Annotated in this window: 17 protein-coding genes and 1 other RNA gene; 14 read left to right on the forward strand and 4 right to left on the reverse strand. The window is 44.4% G+C overall.

Going from position 1 to position 16,613, the window contains the following annotated elements:
• Positions 1-5: 5 nt before the first annotated feature.
• The 8 genes from ICE88_RS05215 to rnpB all read left to right on the forward strand — a co-directional run bounded on the left by ICE88_RS05215 (position 6) and on the right by rnpB (position 8,666).
• Positions 6-641 (forward strand): DUF502 domain-containing protein, encoded by a 636-nt coding sequence (locus ICE88_RS05215; RefSeq protein ID WP_216250175.1) that lies wholly within the window; start codon positions 6-8, stop codon positions 639-641.
• 8 nt (positions 642-649) lie between these two features.
• Positions 650-2,449, forward strand: a complete 1,800-nt coding sequence (gene aspS / locus ICE88_RS05220; protein WP_216250178.1) for an aspartate--tRNA ligase — start codon at positions 650-652, stop codon at positions 2,447-2,449.
• Positions 2,446-2,886: a dihydroneopterin triphosphate diphosphatase gene (gene nudB / locus ICE88_RS05225; protein ID WP_216250181.1), complete on the forward strand. Its 441-nt coding sequence runs from the start codon at positions 2,446-2,448 to the stop codon at positions 2,884-2,886. Before aspS ends, nudB begins: the two co-directional genes overlap by 4 nt.
• A gap of 9 nt (positions 2,887-2,895) precedes the next feature.
• Positions 2,896-4,110, forward strand: coding sequence for a phosphatidylserine/phosphatidylglycerophosphate/cardiolipin synthase family protein (locus ICE88_RS05230; protein ID WP_216250183.1), 1,215 nt, complete (start codon positions 2,896-2,898; stop codon positions 4,108-4,110).
• 31 nt (positions 4,111-4,141) lie between these two features.
• The gene (locus ICE88_RS05235; RefSeq protein WP_255535313.1) at positions 4,142-5,956 is read left to right on the forward strand and encodes an ABC transporter ATP-binding protein/permease; all 1,815 of its coding nucleotides are present in this window, start codon (positions 4,142-4,144) and stop codon (positions 5,954-5,956) included.
• Position 5,957: 1 nt separating this feature from the next.
• Complete coding sequence (locus tag ICE88_RS05240; protein WP_216250188.1) at positions 5,958-7,292, forward strand: glycerate kinase; 1,335 nt, start codon at positions 5,958-5,960, stop codon at positions 7,290-7,292.
• Between the two features lie 3 nt (positions 7,293-7,295).
• Positions 7,296-8,348: a dihydroorotase gene (gene pyrC / locus ICE88_RS05245; protein WP_216250192.1), complete on the forward strand. Its 1,053-nt coding sequence runs from the start codon at positions 7,296-7,298 to the stop codon at positions 8,346-8,348.
• 11 nt (positions 8,349-8,359) lie between these two features.
• Positions 8,360-8,666: RNase P RNA component class A (gene rnpB / locus ICE88_RS05250), an RNA gene on the forward strand.
• A gap of 16 nt (positions 8,667-8,682) precedes the next feature.
• Here the strand turns inward: rnpB and ICE88_RS05255 are convergent.
• Positions 8,683-9,105: an OsmC family protein gene (locus tag ICE88_RS05255; protein WP_215290380.1), complete on the reverse strand. Its 423-nt coding sequence runs from the start codon at positions 9,103-9,105 to the stop codon at positions 8,683-8,685.
• A 376-nt stretch (positions 9,106-9,481) separates the two neighbouring features.
• Here ICE88_RS05255 and rplM point away from each other — a divergent pair, with 376 nt between their 5' ends.
• The 4 genes from rplM to erpA all read left to right on the forward strand — a co-directional run bounded on the left by rplM (position 9,482) and on the right by erpA (position 11,886).
• Positions 9,482-9,910: a 50S ribosomal protein L13 gene (gene rplM, locus ICE88_RS05260; RefSeq protein ID WP_088812964.1), complete on the forward strand. Its 429-nt coding sequence runs from the start codon at positions 9,482-9,484 to the stop codon at positions 9,908-9,910.
• Positions 9,911-9,919: 9 nt separating this feature from the next.
• On the forward strand, positions 9,920-10,312 hold the full coding sequence (gene rpsI, locus ICE88_RS05265; protein ID WP_088812966.1) for a 30S ribosomal protein S9: 393 nt from the start codon (positions 9,920-9,922) through the stop codon (positions 10,310-10,312).
• A 76-nt stretch (positions 10,313-10,388) separates the two neighbouring features.
• Positions 10,389-11,447, forward strand: coding sequence for an N-acetyl-gamma-glutamyl-phosphate reductase (argC, locus tag ICE88_RS05270; RefSeq protein WP_216250194.1), 1,059 nt, complete (start codon positions 10,389-10,391; stop codon positions 11,445-11,447).
• A gap of 64 nt (positions 11,448-11,511) precedes the next feature.
• Positions 11,512-11,886 (forward strand): iron-sulfur cluster insertion protein ErpA, encoded by a 375-nt coding sequence (gene erpA, locus ICE88_RS05275; RefSeq protein ID WP_089514778.1) that lies wholly within the window; start codon positions 11,512-11,514, stop codon positions 11,884-11,886.
• A 4-nt stretch (positions 11,887-11,890) separates the two neighbouring features.
• Here the strand turns inward: erpA and ICE88_RS05280 are convergent, their stop codons facing one another.
• The gene (locus tag ICE88_RS05280) at positions 11,891-13,021 is read right to left on the reverse strand and encodes an anhydro-N-acetylmuramic acid kinase (protein WP_216250196.1); all 1,131 of its coding nucleotides are present in this window, start codon (positions 13,019-13,021) and stop codon (positions 11,891-11,893) included.
• Between the two features lie 61 nt (positions 13,022-13,082).
• Between ICE88_RS05280 and tyrS the strand changes: the two genes are divergently transcribed.
• Positions 13,083-14,330 carry a tyrosine--tRNA ligase gene (gene tyrS, locus ICE88_RS05285; RefSeq protein ID WP_216250200.1) on the forward strand — a complete coding sequence of 416 codons (1,248 nt, stop codon included), beginning with the start codon at positions 13,083-13,085 and terminating at the stop codon, positions 14,328-14,330.
• Positions 14,331-14,333: 3 nt separating this feature from the next.
• Complete coding sequence (locus tag ICE88_RS05290) at positions 14,334-14,990, forward strand: histidine phosphatase family protein (protein WP_216250202.1); 657 nt, start codon at positions 14,334-14,336, stop codon at positions 14,988-14,990.
• Here ICE88_RS05290 and ruvB read toward each other — a convergent pair.
• Together ruvB and ruvA are read right to left on the reverse strand one after the other, a co-directional pair.
• Positions 14,945-16,003 (reverse strand): Holliday junction branch migration DNA helicase RuvB, encoded by a 1,059-nt coding sequence (gene ruvB, locus ICE88_RS05295; protein WP_216250204.1) that lies wholly within the window; start codon positions 16,001-16,003, stop codon positions 14,945-14,947. The genes ICE88_RS05290 and ruvB overlap by 46 nt on opposite strands.
• 31 nt (positions 16,004-16,034) lie before the next feature.
• Positions 16,035-16,613 (reverse strand): Holliday junction branch migration protein RuvA, encoded by a 579-nt coding sequence (gene ruvA, locus ICE88_RS05300; protein ID WP_216250205.1) that lies wholly within the window; start codon positions 16,611-16,613, stop codon positions 16,035-16,037.

Below are 16,613 nucleotides of genomic sequence, written 5' to 3' on the forward strand. Positions count from 1 at the left end.
GCTCCATGAAAAAATATTTTATTGCCGGCATCTTAGTTTGGACTCCATTGGCCGTCACCATTTGGGTGATGACTTGGGGCTTATCCGTTTTGGACGGGGTCTTCGGTTCGGTTATTTCGGCATTGATGGCAGTTTTGCCAGTCGACTTAACACCAGCATTGCAATCATTCAGGAACTTACCGGGTGTAGGTATTTTGATTGTGATTGCCGTGATTCTGGCAACCGGCATTGTTGCGGCAAATTTTGCAGGTCAATGGTGGATTCGTTTATGGGATCAAATCATCGCCCGCATTCCAATTGTTAAGTCAATCTATTCAAGCGTAAAACAAGTTTCAGGCACACTTTTTTCAAGCAAGGGTAATGCCTTTAGAAAAGCAGTGTTGATTCCTTATCCACGGAATGGATCATGGACAATTGCATTTGTCACAGGTAATCCTGCAGAAGAAGTTGCCGGTAAGTTAAGTGGCGAGCACGTTAATGTGTTTTTGCCAACAACCCCTAACCCAACCTCTGGGTTTTTTATGATTGTTCCTCGTGCGGACATCATCGAGTTGGATATGGGCGTTGAAGAAGCCTTGAAGCATATTGTTTCAATGGGCTCAGTAGCCCCTCTCAATCATTCAGTCACATCAGTAAAGTAGGAAGTTTTATGTCAATGCGCAGTCATCAATGTGGCCAAGTCACAGAATCATTAATCGGACAAGAAGTCACCTTAGCGGGTTGGGTGAATCGTCGACGCGATCATGGCGGCGTTATTTTTATCGACTTAAGAGATAGAGATGGCTTCGTTCAAGTTGTTTGTGATCCTGATCGCCAAGAGATGTTCTCAATTGCTGAGCAAGTGCGTAATGAGTATTGCGTGCAAATTAAAGGCTTGGTACGTGCACGTCCAGCTGGTACTGAAAATAATGATTTGGTCAGCGGTAAAGTTGAATTGCTGTGCCATGAACTAAATATCTTGAATGCCTCTGTCACTCCACCGTTCCAATTGGAAGATGACAACTTATCTGAAACCACACGTTTGACTCATCGTGTCTTGGATTTGCGTCGTCCGCAAATGCAAAAGAATTTACGCCTTCGTTACAACGTTGCGATTGAAACAAGAAAGTATTTAGATCAAGCGGGCTTCATTGATATTGAAACACCGATGTTGACCAAGAGCACTCCTGAGGGAGCTAGAGACTACTTGGTGCCTTCAAGGGTTCATGATGGCCAGTTCTTTGCCTTGCCGCAATCACCACAATTGTTTAAGCAGTTATTGATGGTGGCAGGCTTTGACCGCTACTATCAAATCACCAAGTGTTTCAGAGATGAAGACTTGAGAGCTGATCGTCAACCTGAATTTACTCAGATCGACTGTGAGACAGCATTCTTAGATGAGTATGAAATACGTGATCTTTTTGAAAACATGATTCGTCATATCTTCAAAACAGTGATGAACGTTGAATTGGCTAATCCATTCCCAGTCATGCCTTACTCAGAGACCATGGCGCGCTTCGGATCAGACAAGCCTGATTTGCGAGTGAAGCTTGAGTTCACAGAATTGACAGATGTGATGAAGGATGTTGATTTCAAGGTTTTCTCCGGTCCTGCTAATCAAGAGAATGGTCGCGTGGTTGGTTTGAGAGTTCCTGGTGGCTCAGTCATTAGCCGCAGTGATATTGATGATTACACTCAGTTTGTATCAATCTATGGCGCTAAAGGCTTGGCTTGGATCAAAGTTAACGAGATCGCTAAAGGCCGTGATGGATTGCAATCTCCGATTGTTAAAAATCTTCACGATGCAGCGATTGCTGAAATCCTTAAGAGAACTGAAGCAAAAGATGGCGACATCATTTTCTTCGGTGCTGATAAAGCCAAAGTGGTCAATGATGCAATCGGTGCGTTGCGCCTGAAGATTGGCCATTCTGCTTGGGCCAAAGAAAACGGTTTAATGGAACAAACTTGGCAACCAATGTGGGTTGTTGATTTCCCAATGTTTGACTATGATGATGATGCTGCTCGCTGGGTTGCTTGTCACCATCCATTCACAAGTCCAAAAGACGAACATCTCAACTATCTAGAAACAGATCCTGGCAAGTGTTTGGCTAAAGCCTATGACATGGTTCTGAACGGTTGGGAAATCGGTGGTGGTTCAGTTCGTATTCACAAAGAATCTGTTCAAAGCCAAGTGTTCCGTGCATTGAACATTGGCCCTGAAGAAGCTCAAGCAAAGTTTGGTTTCTTGTTGGATGCCCTTCAGTACGGCGCACCTCCTCATGGCGGTATCGCTTTTGGCCTAGATCGAATTGTCACAATGATGACTGGTGCAGAGTCGATTCGTGATGTGATCGCTTTCCCTAAAACACAAAGAGCTCAATGTTTGTTAACTCAAGCACCAAGCCCTGTTGATGAAAAGCAATTGCGCGAACTTCATATTCGCCTGCGCAACACAGAAATGCCTGCATGAAAATCCCAATCTCGGTACTAGTCGTTATTTACACGACTAGCAACGAGGTTTTGTTGCTAGAAAGAAAAGACCATCCAGGTTATTGGCAGTCTGTTACAGGTAGTTTGGATGCTCTTGATGAGCCATTGATCGATGCCGCAGCCAGGGAGTTGTTTGAAGAAACGGGCATCAAAGTATCATCTCTTGCTCCCAACTCTTTGCAATCCATGAATCAACAGATTCAGTATGAAATATATCCCCAGTGGCGTCATCGTTATGGGGAGGGTGTTACTGAGAACACTGAGCATTGGTTCAAGGTTCTTTTACCCAATCGTGTACCTGTGACTCTGTCTTCCAGAGAGCATTTAGCCTACCAATGGCAGCCAATTGAAGAGGCGGCCTCACTTTGTTTTTCTCCTAGCAATCAGCAAGCAATCCTCAAGCTTAATTCTGATTAGAATTAAGTCATGTCTCTTCTAAGAAAAGATCGTTGGCAAAGTATTGAAAACCTTGATTTACTTGAGGGGGGTAATAATTATTTCAAAGTACTTGAAGCCTCACTTTTGGGCGCTAAAAAATCAATTTATCTTGAGGCTTATATTTTCTCAAGTGATGATCAGGCAAAAAGAATTGCTGATCTATTGTGCCAAGCAGCCAGCAAAGGTTTGGACGTCAAAGTCATTCTTGATTGGCTGGGCTCAAGCAATTTTTCTTTCAAAAATGATTTTTTAAAGTCGGGCGTTCAACTCGTTCATTACAACCCTTCATGGTTTGGTCGTTTTGGTTTTTCAAGAACGCACAGAAAATTAGTTGTGATCGATGAAACCCAAGCCTTTGTTGGCGGTATCAATATTTGCGCTGACAATCTCTCCCCGGATGGAGAAATCTTAAAAGGTATCAGATGGGATTTGGCCTTGCATGCAACAGGAGCTATTGTTGAAAAAGTACATGCTACTTTTTTACGTCAATGGCAAAGAATGCAACCTAAGGCACTGCACCCTCGAAATATCTTAAAAAGAATTTTGGATCAGGAGTTGCCTTGGAGTGCAAATCATTTTTTAGGAATAAGACATGGTCAAAAGCCCAGTCTCGCTTTCATTGCCAGAGATAATCTCCATCACCGCCGCGATATCGAGAGGGCTTATTTAAAAGCCATTGGTCAGTCAAGAGAAGAGATTTGGTTAGCGACCCCTTATTTCATGCCGGGTAGGCGATTTAGAAAAGCTTTGATCAGAGCTGCGCAGCGCGGAGTGTCGGTTAACTTATTGCTAGGGCGTGATGAGTTCAAAGTTTTGAATTGGTCTGTGCCGAGTCTTTATGGACAGTTGTTAGCTGCCAATATCGCTATTTATGAATATCCCTCTGGTTTATTGCATGCTAAAGCCATGGTCGTTGATCGACGTTGGGCAACCCTGGGATCATCAAATTGTGACCACCTGTCATTCTTTTTGAATCATGAAGCCAACCTTATCGTGAGAAATCATTCGGTGGTCAAAGAGATCAGATGGAAAATTGAAGATCAGGCTCTGGGTCAAGGAGTCAAGATTGATTCTGACCTGTACGCACAAAGACCATTGCTGGCAAAATTGTTTAATTGGGTTTCTTATGTTTTTGTGAGACTTTTATTGATTTTTTTGTCGGTGGGAACTCGAGATCAGGCTGTGCCTAATTTAGGCGATTAATGATGACAATGAAAAATAAACCATGAGACATATGCAATCCCAAGAAGTTCAGGCTAAATCCACTCATGAAAAAAGTAATGATTGGAAGGTGATTGCAAATTTATTGCCTTATCTATGGACTTTTAAAGGCCGAGTGATTTTGGCTTTGTCTTGCTTGATTGCCGCTAAGGTCGCTAATCTTGGCGTGCCAATTTTGCTCAAGTTCTTGGTTGACTCAATGAGTGTGCCGCCAGGAATGCAAACCTTGATTGTTGTTCCTGTGGCGCTCATCATTGCCTATGGCTTATTGAGATTATCAGCCTCACTGTTTACGGAGTTGAGGGAGCTCATTTTTTCAAGAGTGACTGAGAGCGCAGTCAGAACCGTTGCACTCCAAGTGTTTGAGCACTTGCACGCCTTGTCTTTACGTTTTCATTTATCACGACAGACTGGTGGGATGACCAGAGATATTGAGAGAGGCACAAGAGGCATTCAGTCGTTGATCTCTTATTCCTTGTACAGCATTTTGCCCACAATGGTGGAGCTGGGTTTAGTGCTTGGATATTTTATCTGGGCCTATAACTACTTATTTGCGCTGATCACTTTGATCGCATTGGTTTTGTATGTAATTTTTACGATTGTTGTGACTGAGTGGCGCACAAAATATCGCAAGCGAATGAACGAGCTTGATTCAAAGGCTCATCAAAGAGCAGTCGATGCTCTGATTAATTTTGAAACTGTTAAGTATTTTGGTAATGAAGAATATGAAACGAAACGTTACGATGAAAATCTAAAATGTTTCAGAGAGGCTGCGATTCAGTCGCAACGTTCTTTGGCGATTCTGAATGTTGGTCAGCAAACCATCATTGCCACGGGCCTGATTTTAATTTTATGGCAGGCCACCATTGGTGTTTCTAATGGCTCTATGACTTTGGGTGATTTGGTGTTGGTGAATGTGCTGATGATTCAGTTGTATATACCGCTTAATTTCCTGGGTGTAATTTATCGAGAAATCAAACAAGCTCTGATTGATATGGATCGGATGTTCAAGTTGCTTGGCACTGATCGAGAAATTGCTGATCAAGAAGGTGCTCAGGATTTGGTGATCAAGAACCAATCATTGGGGCCGCATATTCAATTTCGCGATGTGTCATTTTCATATGAGCGCAATCGCCAAATTTTAAAAAGCATTGATTTTGAGGTTCTACCTGGCAAGACCACAGCAGTTGTTGGGCACAGTGGCGCTGGCAAAAGTACTTTAGCCCGATTGTTGTTCCGTTTTTATGATGTGACTAAAGGCTCAATTGAATTTGATCAGCAAAATATTCAAGCGGTGACGCAAAAAAGTGTGAGAGCTTGTATTGGTATTGTTCCTCAAGACACAGTTCTATTTAATGACACGATTGCCTACAACATTGCTTATGGTCGTCCTGGAGCTTCGCAAGAGGAAATAGAGACTGCCGCCAAAGCGGCACAAATTCATGACTTCATCACATCACTGCCAGATGGCTATAACTCAGCGGTGGGTGAGCGTGGTTTGAAATTGTCTGGGGGCGAGAAGCAACGAGTGGCCATAGCCAGAACACTTTTGAAAAATCCATCCTTTTTGATTTTTGATGAGGCAACTTCTGCACTAGATTCTGAGACAGAGCGTGCCATCCAAAAAGAGCTGATGGCTTTGGCTAAAAACCGTTCAACATTGATCATTGCACATCGCTTGTCGACCATTATTTATGCCGATCAAATTTTGGTGATGGATGATGGCTCAATCATTGAAAGAGGTACACATGATGAGCTCTTGTCTTTGGGAGGTCGTTATAGTGACATGTGGCAAGCCCAACAATCTCAAACCAAGCTAATATCCTAGTATGGCAATTAAAAATACCCCCCAATTTTTGCAGGCTGCATTTGATGCGGCTTTAAAAACTGCCGATCCTCAAGTGATGCTACCTGACGGTTTGCGCAATGTTTTCAGCACACCTTTAAAGGGTCGATGCTTGGTTTTGGGTGCAGGAAAAGCAGCAGCTTCTATGGCGGTGGCTCTTGAGCAATACGCCCAAGACAATTGGCCTGAGGCCAAGCTTGAAGGCATGGTCATCACTCGTTACGGTCATGGTTTACCAACCAAGACCATCAAGGTGATTGAAGCTGGTCATCCAGTGCCTGATGAGGCAGGACTTAACGGCGCCAAGGAAACTCTGCGTTTGATCAGAACCTTGCAGCCTGGTGACCAACTGATTGCACTCATCTCAGGTGGTGGATCCAGTCTTTTGACTTTACCTGCTGCAGACTTGAGTATTCAGGATTTGCAAATCACCACTCAGGCCTTGTTGATGTCAGGTGCACCCATTGGTCAAATGAATGTTGTGCGTAAACACTTATCGGGTATCTTGGGCGGTCACATGGCCAGAGAAGCTGCTGGCCGTGGCGCTAAAGTCGATGCCCTTTTGATTTCAGATGTGACCGGAGATCATCCTTCTAGTATTGCTAGTGGACCGTGCGCACCTGATGAATCTACATTTGCAGACGCAATTCAAATTCTTAAAGATTATGATTTGCTGCAAGGCCAAATTCCAAAAGTGGTGACTGATTATTTGCAGAATGGATTGTCAGGTAAAAATCCTGAGACACCAAAATCAGGCGATCCTATTTTTAAACAAATCAATAATCATCTCTTGGCAACTGCTCATTCTTGTTTAGAGGCGGCGGCCAACTATTGTGAATCTCAGGGTGTCAAAGCAGTAATTTTAGGAGACACCGTGATGGGAGAAGCCAAAGATGTGGCTTTGATGCAAGCAGCCCTTGCCCGTGAAATTTATCTTCATGACCAACCGTTTAAAAAACCAGTTGCTCTTCTTTCTGGCGGAGAGTGTACTGTGACAATTCCTCGCGATGTCAAAGGTCGTGGCGGTCGCTGCAGCGAGTTTTTATTATCTTTGTATGTGGCCACTCCTGACCTTGGCACGCTGTCTGCCTTAGCGGCTGATACAGATGGGATTGACGGCAGTGAAAATAATGCTGGCGCATGGTTTGCATCAGAATCCAGAAAACTCATGAATAATAATCATCAATTGGCCAAAGACGGTTTGGCTAAACATGACAGTTATGGATTTTTTAAAGACTTAGATACTTTGGTTCACACGGGTCCTACTTTGACGAACGTGAATGATTTCAGAATTTTGCTAATAGATAGTGAGTCTTGATACATGAGTTCAATCAACACAATTGAAATTACTCGTCCTGATGATTGGCATTTGCATATCAGGGACGGAGAAGTTCTAGCTGATTTACTGAAGCACACGGCCAGTCAATTTGAGCGTGCCATCATCATGCCAAATTTAAAGCCACCGGTGACCACTGCAGAAATGGCAGTTGCTTATAAAAAACGTATCTTGGCAGCTTTACCAGCTGGTAGCTCATTCACTCCATTGATGGTTTTGTATTTGACTGATAACACTACTGCAGATGAAGTGAAAAAAGCTCATCAAGATGGTGTGGTTGGTTTCAAGCTGTATCCTGCTGGCGCGACCACTAACAGTGATGCTGGTGTCACGGACATTAAAAAGTGTGCGAAGGCTTTGGAGGCGATGGAATCGTGCGGCATGCCTTTGTTGATCCATGGCGAAGTAACGCACTCAGATGTGGATGTGTTTGATCGTGAGGCAGTTTTCATTGATCAGGTGTTAGAGCCTTTAAGAAGTTGTCATCCAGGCTTGAAAATTATTTTTGAGCACATCACGACGCGTCAAGCGGCCCAGTATGTAGAGTCTGCAGATAACCAGCGCTTTGGTGCAATTGCTGCGACTGTCACACCCCAACATTTGCTTTACAACCGCAATGCGATTTTTACTGGTGGGATACGTCCTCATTATTACTGCTTGCCAATTTTAAAAAGAGAAGAGCATCGTCAAGAATTGGTTCGAGTGGCTACTTCTGGTAATCCAAGATTTTTCTTGGGCACCGACAGTGCACCTCATGTAAAAGGTACAAAAGAAAACGCCTGTGGTTGTGCTGGTTGCTACACAGCCTGGCATGCCATGCCTTTGTATGCAGAAGTATTTGATCAAGCCAACGCTCTTGATCGTTTAGAGGGATTTGCCAGTCACTTTGGTCCAGACTTTTACAACTTGCCTAGAAACACAGGTAAGTTGATCTTAAAACGACAGGCGCAACAAATACCAAATGAGTTCCCGATTGGTGGTAGCACCGTTGTTCCTCTTCGAGCCGGTGAAAGTCTTGCTTGGACAATAGTCGGTTAGACTAGCGGGGCAGAGTCGGTAAGGCAACCGCTGCCTTGGTAACAAGGGGGAGGAAAGTCCGGACTCCATAGGACAGGGTGATGGCTAACAGCCATCCACGGTGACGTGAGGAATAGGGCCACAGAGACGAGCGTATTTAGTTACGGTGAAACGCGGTAACCTCCACTCGGAGCAATCCCAAATAGGCAAGCGTTGAGGCGGTCCGCTGAGCTTGCGGGTAGGGAGCTTGATTTCACTGGTAACGGTGAAACTAGATGAATGGTTGCCCCTGCATGAAAATGCGGGCGACAGAATCCGGCTTAATAGCCGGCTCTGCACTTTTTACTTGATTTGATTACAGTTCGATCAATTCAATACTGTGTGTGATTTCTGCAGTTTTGCCAAGCATGATGGTTGCTGAGCAATATTTGTCATGCGAGAGTTCAACGGCCTTTTCAACGCGGCTTTTATCTAAATTTTTACCGCTCACCTTGAAGGTCATATGGATCTTCGTGAAGATCTTTGGGTCCTCATTGGCTCGTTCAGCCTTCAAAGTAACCTGACAATCATGAATATTTTGTCTAGCTCGCTTCAAAATCATCACAACGTCAAAACAAGTGCATCCGCCAGCCCCAACTAGCATCATTTCCATTGGGCGAGGGGCCAAGTTTCTGCCCCCTGCATCAGGCGCACCATCCATGTTTACAAGGTGACCGCTGCCAGTTTCTGCAGAAAATGCCATGCCATCATTGCCCAACCATTTGACCGTTGTTTCCATAATTTCTTTCAAAAACTCACTTAGAAGATTAATTTAAGTATCAATGTTTGCCTTAGACAAATTAGAAAATATTCAATTAAAACAACAAGTTCCTTGAATAATTGACGATATTAACTATAATTTCTAGCAACAACTGATTATCTATTAATGATTTTAGCTAATTCTTTGTTTGTCTCCTCCACCCTCTAATAGGTGGATTTCAGCCCAGGATATCCTCCTGGGCTTTTTTTTGCTACAATTTAAAGCTTTCCTAGTTTGCCCATTAGGGAAATGCTGTACCAGCTGTTAATTTTGAACTGCGAGCCTGCAAGCATAAGCGGAGCCAAAGGGATGATGAGATGGTTGTTTTTTTAGGGCTTAACAATTTAAGGTAATCATGAAAACTTTCTCAGCAAAACCGCATGAGGTGAAGCGTGAGTGGTTCGTGATTGACGCTACGGACAAAGTCCTCGGTCGTGTCGCCAGTGAAGTGGCACACCGTCTACGCGGCAAGCACAAGCCAGAATTCACCCCCCACGTTGATACAGGCGACTTTATCGTCATCATCAATGCTTCTAAGTTGCGCGTAACTGGCACTAAGGGCTTGAATAAAAAATACTACACGCACAGTGGCTATCCTGGCGGCATCTACGAAACTAACTTCGACAAGATGCAAGCTCGTTTCCCTGGTCGTGCTCTCGAGAAGGCTGTTAAGGGCATGTTGCCTAAAGGCCCACTTGGCTATGCAATGATCAAGAAATTGAAAGTTTATGCAGAAGCTGACCACCCACACGCGGCTCAACAGCCAAGCGTTCTTGAGATCTAAGGAGCCGATATGATTGGAAACTGGAACTATGGTACTGGCCGTCGTAAGAGCTCAGTAGCCCGCGTATTCATCAAGGCTGGTAAAGGTGAAATTCTTGTAAACGGCAAGCCTATTGCTGAATACTTTGCTCGCGAAACATCACGTATGATTGTTCGTCAGCCGCTAGAGTTAACTAACCACGGTACAACGTTTGACATCAAAGTCAACGTATCAGGTGGTGGTGAAACTGGCCAAGCTGGTGCAGTTCGTCACGGTGTGACACGTGCATTGATCGACTACGATGCAGCTTTGAAGCCTACGCTTTCAAAAGCTGGTTTTGTTACTCGTGATGCTCGTGAAGTTGAGCGTAAAAAAGTTGGTTTGCATGGCGCGCGTCGTCGCAAACAGTTCAGCAAGCGTTAATTTTTTTGCTGTTCTACGAAAAGCCGCGCACTGCGCGGCTTTTTCTTTTCTACAATAGAGATATTGGAGGATTTAAATGATCAAAGTTGGCATAGTAGGTGGAACAGGCTATACAGGCGTTGAATTACTGCGTTTGTTATCTCAGCACCCAGAAGTTCAATTAACGGCTATCACGTCCCGTAAAGAGGCGGGTATGCCTGTTGCCGAAATGTTCCCTTCCCTAAGGGGCAGGGTTGATCTTTGCTTTTCTACGCCAGAAGATGCCAAGCTCACAGAATGCGATGCTGTTTTCTTTGCAACTCCTCATGGGGTTGCCATGGCTCAAGCTAAAGAGCTTTTGGCTGCTGGGGTCAAGGTATTGGATTTGGCCGCAGACTTTCGTCTTAAAGATACTGCTGAATTTGAAAAATGGTACGGCATGCCTCATGCGTGTCCAGAGATTCTTGCTGAGGCAGTTTATGGCTTGGCTGAGATCAATCGTGAAGCAATTAAAAAAGCCAGGGTGATTGGTTTGGCCGGTTGCTATCCAACTTCGGTTCAATTGGGCTTTGCGCCCTTGATTTCACCAAAATCAACGGGTGGTAAAAAACTTATTGATTTAAACAGCTTGATTTCAGATTCAAAGTCTGGCGTTTCAGGAGCAGGACGTAAAGCTGAAGTTGGCACTTTGATGGCTGAAGCCAGTGATAACTTTAAAGCGTATGGCGTGAAGGGTCACAGACACCATCCTGAGATTTGTCAGGGCTTATCAGCGATTGCTGGTGGTCAATCTGTGGGGCTGACATTTGTGCCTCATTTGACCCCAATGATCAGGGGTATTCATTCAACTTTGTACGCCCGCATCCTTCCTGAGGGGAAAGATGTTGATTATCAAAGTCTTTTTGAGAAGTTTTATGCCGGTGAGCCCTTTGTTGATGTGATGCCTGCTGGCAGCACTCCAGAGACAAGATCCGTAAGAGGCAGTAATGCCCTAAGAATTGCGGTTCATCGTCCTCAGGGCGGCGATACCTTGGTTATTTTGGTGGTTGAAGATAACTTGGTAAAGGGTGCTTCAGGTCAAGGGGTTCAATGTTTGAACCTGATGTTCGGTTTGCCGGAAAAAACTGGGTTAAGCCATATTGCCCTGTTACCATAAACCCCTACAGCAATTGTTGGCATTGAAGCCTACAATAGAGTCTATGTATTAAAAGGAGTTCATCATGAGCGCGACACAAACAACACAAAGTACTGAAAATTTAGAGCCGCCAATGCCGTTGGTTTTTACTGATAGCGCTGTGGCAAAAGTAGCCGATTTGATCGCTGAAGAAGGTAACCCAGATTTGAAATTGCGCGTATTCGTGCAAGGTGGTGGTTGCTCAGGTTTTCAGTATGGCTTCACATTTGACGAAGCAGTGAATGAAGACGACACATTGGTAACCAAAGACAATGTAACTTTGTTGATTGACTCAATGAGCTTCCAATATTTGGTAGGCGCAGAGATTGATTACAAAGAAGACATTAATGGTTCACAGTTTGTGATCAAGAATCCAAACGCCACAACAACTTGTGGTTGCGGTTCTTCTTTCTCAGCTTAATTCATTAAGCAGGGTAGTGCGCACCTAGTACGCGCAAACCTTTAGCACCAGTCACAGCCGGCAAATTTGCTGGCTGTTTTCTTTGGTGGGCCCAAGCAAGCCAAGCAAAGGCTGCAGCCTCAACAGTTTGAGGGTCAACACCTTTGACAGCAGTGCTCTGAATATTGTCTTGAGGTATCCAAGCGCAAGCATTTTTTAAATGCGCAATCAGCTGCTTATTATTAATGCCACCACCACAAATCAACAATCTCTTGGTTTTAGGACCATGTTGCTTGAGGTCTTGAGCAATTGATTGAGCAGTGAGTGCTAATAAGGTGGCCTGAATATCTTCCGGTTTTTGATTCAAGCAATCATTGATTTTCAAATGATGTTGGAGCCACTCTGGATTAAATAAATCTCTACCCGTGCTTTTCGGCGGAGTTTTTTTAAAGTAATCATCATCAAGCATGCTGCTTAAAAGTTTTTGAATCACTTGCCCTTTGGCGGCCCATTGACCATCTTCATCAAAAGATTGGCCAATCGATTGTTTGACCCAGTGGTCCATCAACACATTGCCTGGGCCACAATCAAAGCCAATCATTTTTTCTTCACGATTAGCCGGTATCAGACTTAGATTGGCAATGCCACCAATGTTCAAGATGGCTAAATCTTCATGACAGCCAAACTGTGCGGCATGAAAAGCAGGTACCAAGGGGGCGCCTTGACCGCCAGCTGCGATATCGCGACTACGAAAATCAGCGATCACATCAATGCCAGTTAGTTCTGCTAGCAAAGCAGGGTTAAGAGATTGTTTGGTGTAACCGATCCCATCATGTGCTTGAGGTTGATGGCGAATGGTTTGTCCGTGGGCGCCAATAGCACTGATATCGGATGGCTGAAGTTTTGCTTCCTGAAGGATGGCTGCGCAGGCCAAATGATAATGTTGGGCCAAATGGTTGGCTGCCAGGGCTTCTTTGTGAATTTCGTTATCACTGGCCGCCTGAAGATCAAAATAGGTATTTTTGAGGTTTTTCTCAAAAGGAACATCTTTGTGACATAAAACAGTGGTCTGCCCGTCATCGGAAATTTCTGCTAAAACAGCATCAATGCCATCCATGCTGGTTCCGGACATAATGCCAATATAGTAATTCTTCATAGGGTTGACTCTTAAGTGATGCGACAATGATGCTCTAGGAAATTAATGTAACCGATAGATTATGTCTTTAGCTAACGAGAATAAAACAGAACAAGTTAAATATCCAATCACGGACCGTGTTTTGGAGGCCATGGAGGTCTCAAAACGGGGCTGTGACGAATTATTAGTTGAGGCTGAGTGGTTGGCCAAGTTAGCCCGCAGCGAAGCCACCAAGACCCCTTTAAGGATCAAATTAGGTTTGGACCCAACGGCGCCTGATATTCATTTGGGCCACACCGTTGTTTTGAACAAAATGCGTCAATTACAAGATTTGGGCCATACGGTCATTTTCTTGATTGGCGACTTCACCAGCATGATTGGTGACCCATCTGGTAGAAATGCCACGCGTCCTCCTTTGACTAAAGAAGAGATTGCCATCAATGCTCAAACTTATTATCAGCAAGCAAGCTTGGTTTTAGATCCAAGTAAAACTGAGGTCAGATACAACAGCGAGTGGTGCGACCCATTGGGTGCCAGAGGAATGATTCAATTGGCTGCCAAGTACACGGTTGCCCGCATGTTAGAGCGTGACGATTTCACCAAGCGTTACAAAGGTGGCATACCGATTTCTGTGCATGAATTTTTATATCCTTTGATGCAAGGTTACGATTCTGTCGCACTGAAAAGTGATTTGGAATTAGGTGGCACGGATCAGAAATTTAATTTGCTGGTTGGTCGTGAGCTACAAAAAGAATACGGACAAGAAGCTCAATGTATTTTGACAATGCCTTTGCTGGTTGGTACAGATGGCGTTGACAAGATGAGTAAGTCTAAAAACAACTACATCGGTATCAGCGAAGCACCAAGTGAGATGTTTGGTAAGTTGATGAGTATTTCTGATGAGTTGATGTGGAGTTATTTCACACTGCTTTCTTTCAAGCCACTTGCTGAAATTGCCAAAATGAAGGAGGAAGTTCTTTCTGGCAGAAATCCACGTGACTTCAAAGTGGCATTAGCTCAAGAAATCGTGACTCGTTTTCATGATGCCAGCGCTGCTGATAAGGCATTAGAAGATTTCAATCATCGCGCCAAAGGCGGGGTGCCAAACGATATCCCTGAAATAAGTTTGACGGGCGCGCCTATCGGCATTGGCCAGTTGCTAAAGCAAGCCAATTTGGTGCCTAGCACCTCTGAAGCGATGCGCAACGTCGAGCAAGGCGGGGTAAAAATTGATGGCGCCACTGTCTCTGATAAAGCACTCAAAGTAGAAGCTGGAACTTTTGTGGTGCAAGTTGGTAAGCGTAAATTTGCCAAGATATCCTTGTCGTAATCGATGACTGTTATTTATTTAATTCGCCATGGCGAAACGATGTGGAATCGCGAGAAGCGCTTACAGGGTCACATCGATATTGGCTTGAATGACATCGGTCACCAGCAGGCGGATCGTCTTGCAAAAAGCCTCGTGGATAAAAAGATCTCAGCCATCATTTCTAGTGATTTGAGTCGCGCCATTGATACAGCTAAACCGATTGCACTTCATCATCAATTGGAGCTTCATTTAGATCCAGCTCTAAGAGAAAGACACTATGGCGTGATGCAAGGTTTAAGCCATCAAGAAATTGCTGAGCATCATCCTGAAAATCATCAAGCCTGGAAAAAAAGAGACATCCATTTTCAACCAGAGAATGGTGAGAGCTTGGCTCAGTTTAATGACCGCGTGGTGACAGCCATTGCTTCATGGGCTAAAAAATATGCAGGAAAAGAGATTGCAATTGTGGCGCACGGTGGGGTGCTTGATTGTTTGAACCGCGCTGCTAGAAAAGTGTCTTTAGATGTGGCCAGAGACTTTGAAATATTGAATGCGAGCTTGAATACCCTGACTTATCGGGATGAGCAGTTTGATTTAGTGCATTGGGGTGATGTGAATCACCTGAATGAACAGGGTCAGCCGAGTAAATCTTTGGATGAGGTCGACGGTAGCCCAAGATGAGCATAGGCCAGCGGTGTGGCCACTCTGCCTCGTGGAGTTCTTTGTAAAAACCCTTGCTGTATCAAGTAAGGCTCGATCACATCTTCAATGGTTTCTCTTTCTTCGCTGATGGCTGATGCTAAGTTATCAACGCCAACGGGTCCACCATCAAATTTATGCACAATGGCTTCAAGCAGTTTTCTGTCCATCACATCAAAGCCAACGGCATCAACGTCCAACATTGATAAAGCTGCATCAGCAATGCTTTGTGAAATTTTTCCATCCGCTTTAACTTCTGCGTAGTCTCTCACGCGGCGCAATAGACGATTAGCAATTCTAGGAGTGCCTCTTGAGCGTTTGGCAATCTCCAGGGCGCCACCATCATCCAAGCCAGCATTCAAAAGATTGGCTGAGCGTTTAACAATCGTTGCTAATTCTTCAATTGAGTAGAACTCTAAGCGCGCCACAATACCAAAGCGATCTCTCAATGGATTGGTGAGCATGCCTGCGCGTGTGGTTGCACCAATGAGCGTGAAGGGTTTTAGATCAAGTTTGACGCTTCTTGCAGCTGGACCATCACCAATCATGATGTCAATCGCGTAATCTTCCAAAGCTGGGTACAAGATTTCTTCTACGACTGGGGATAGTCGATGAATCTCGTCAATGAATAAAACATCATTGGTTTCTAAATTCGTTAGTAGTGCGGCTAGATCACCTGGACGATCTAAAACAGGACCGCTGGTTTGGCGTAAGTTAACGCCCATCTCGCGAGCAATGATGTGCGCAAGAGTTGTCTTGCCAAGACCTGGTGGCCCAAATAGAAGGACGTGATCAAGCGCTTCTTGACGTTGTTTTGCTGCCGAGATAAAAATTTCTAATTGTTCTCGGGCTTTTTTCTGGCCGACATATTCTTCAAGCTGTTTTGGGCGTAAGGCACGCTCCAGTGCATTGTCATCAGCGCTAGCAGCGGCCGTCACCAATCTCTCTTCTTGAGGATCAAATGATGGGGTGATGTCGTCAGTTTTAATGGCCATGAACAGAGTTTATAACTATTTCTACTTTGACTTATGCCTTAGATAAGGCTTTGAGTGCCAATCTGATGCCATCTGATACAGAACTACCAGGACTGACTTGTTTCATGGCCAGCTGAGCTTCTTTATCGGAATAGCCCAGTGAGGTCAAAGCTTGCAAAATTTCAAGCTGACTATCAATTTGTGGTGCTTGGCCAGTTAAGCCAATATCAGCACCAAATTTACCTTTAAGTTCCAAAAGTAGGCGCTCAGCTGTTTTTTTGCCAATGCCTGGCACTTTGGTCAAGCGACCAGACTCTTGCAATGTGATGGCTTGAGAAAGTTCTTCAACGCTCATGCCCGAGAGCAATGAAAGAGCAGTTCTTGCTCCCACACCGCTGATCTTGATTAAAGCTCTGAACGCTTCTCTTTCAGAGTCTGTGGCGAAACCAAATAATTGTTGCGCATCTTCTCTAACAACAAAATGAGTCAATAGAGTGACTTGTTGTCCCAAAGATGGCATTTGGTAAAGAGTACTCATAGGAACATCAACTTCATAGCCAACGCCATGGCAATCAATGATTAATCTAGGTGGGGTGTTGGCAATCAAGGTGCCTTGAATTCTTCCGATCAT

The organism is Polynucleobacter sp. AM-26B4 (genome assembly GCF_018882285.1).
GTDB lineage: Bacteria > Pseudomonadota > Gammaproteobacteria > Burkholderiales > Burkholderiaceae > Polynucleobacter.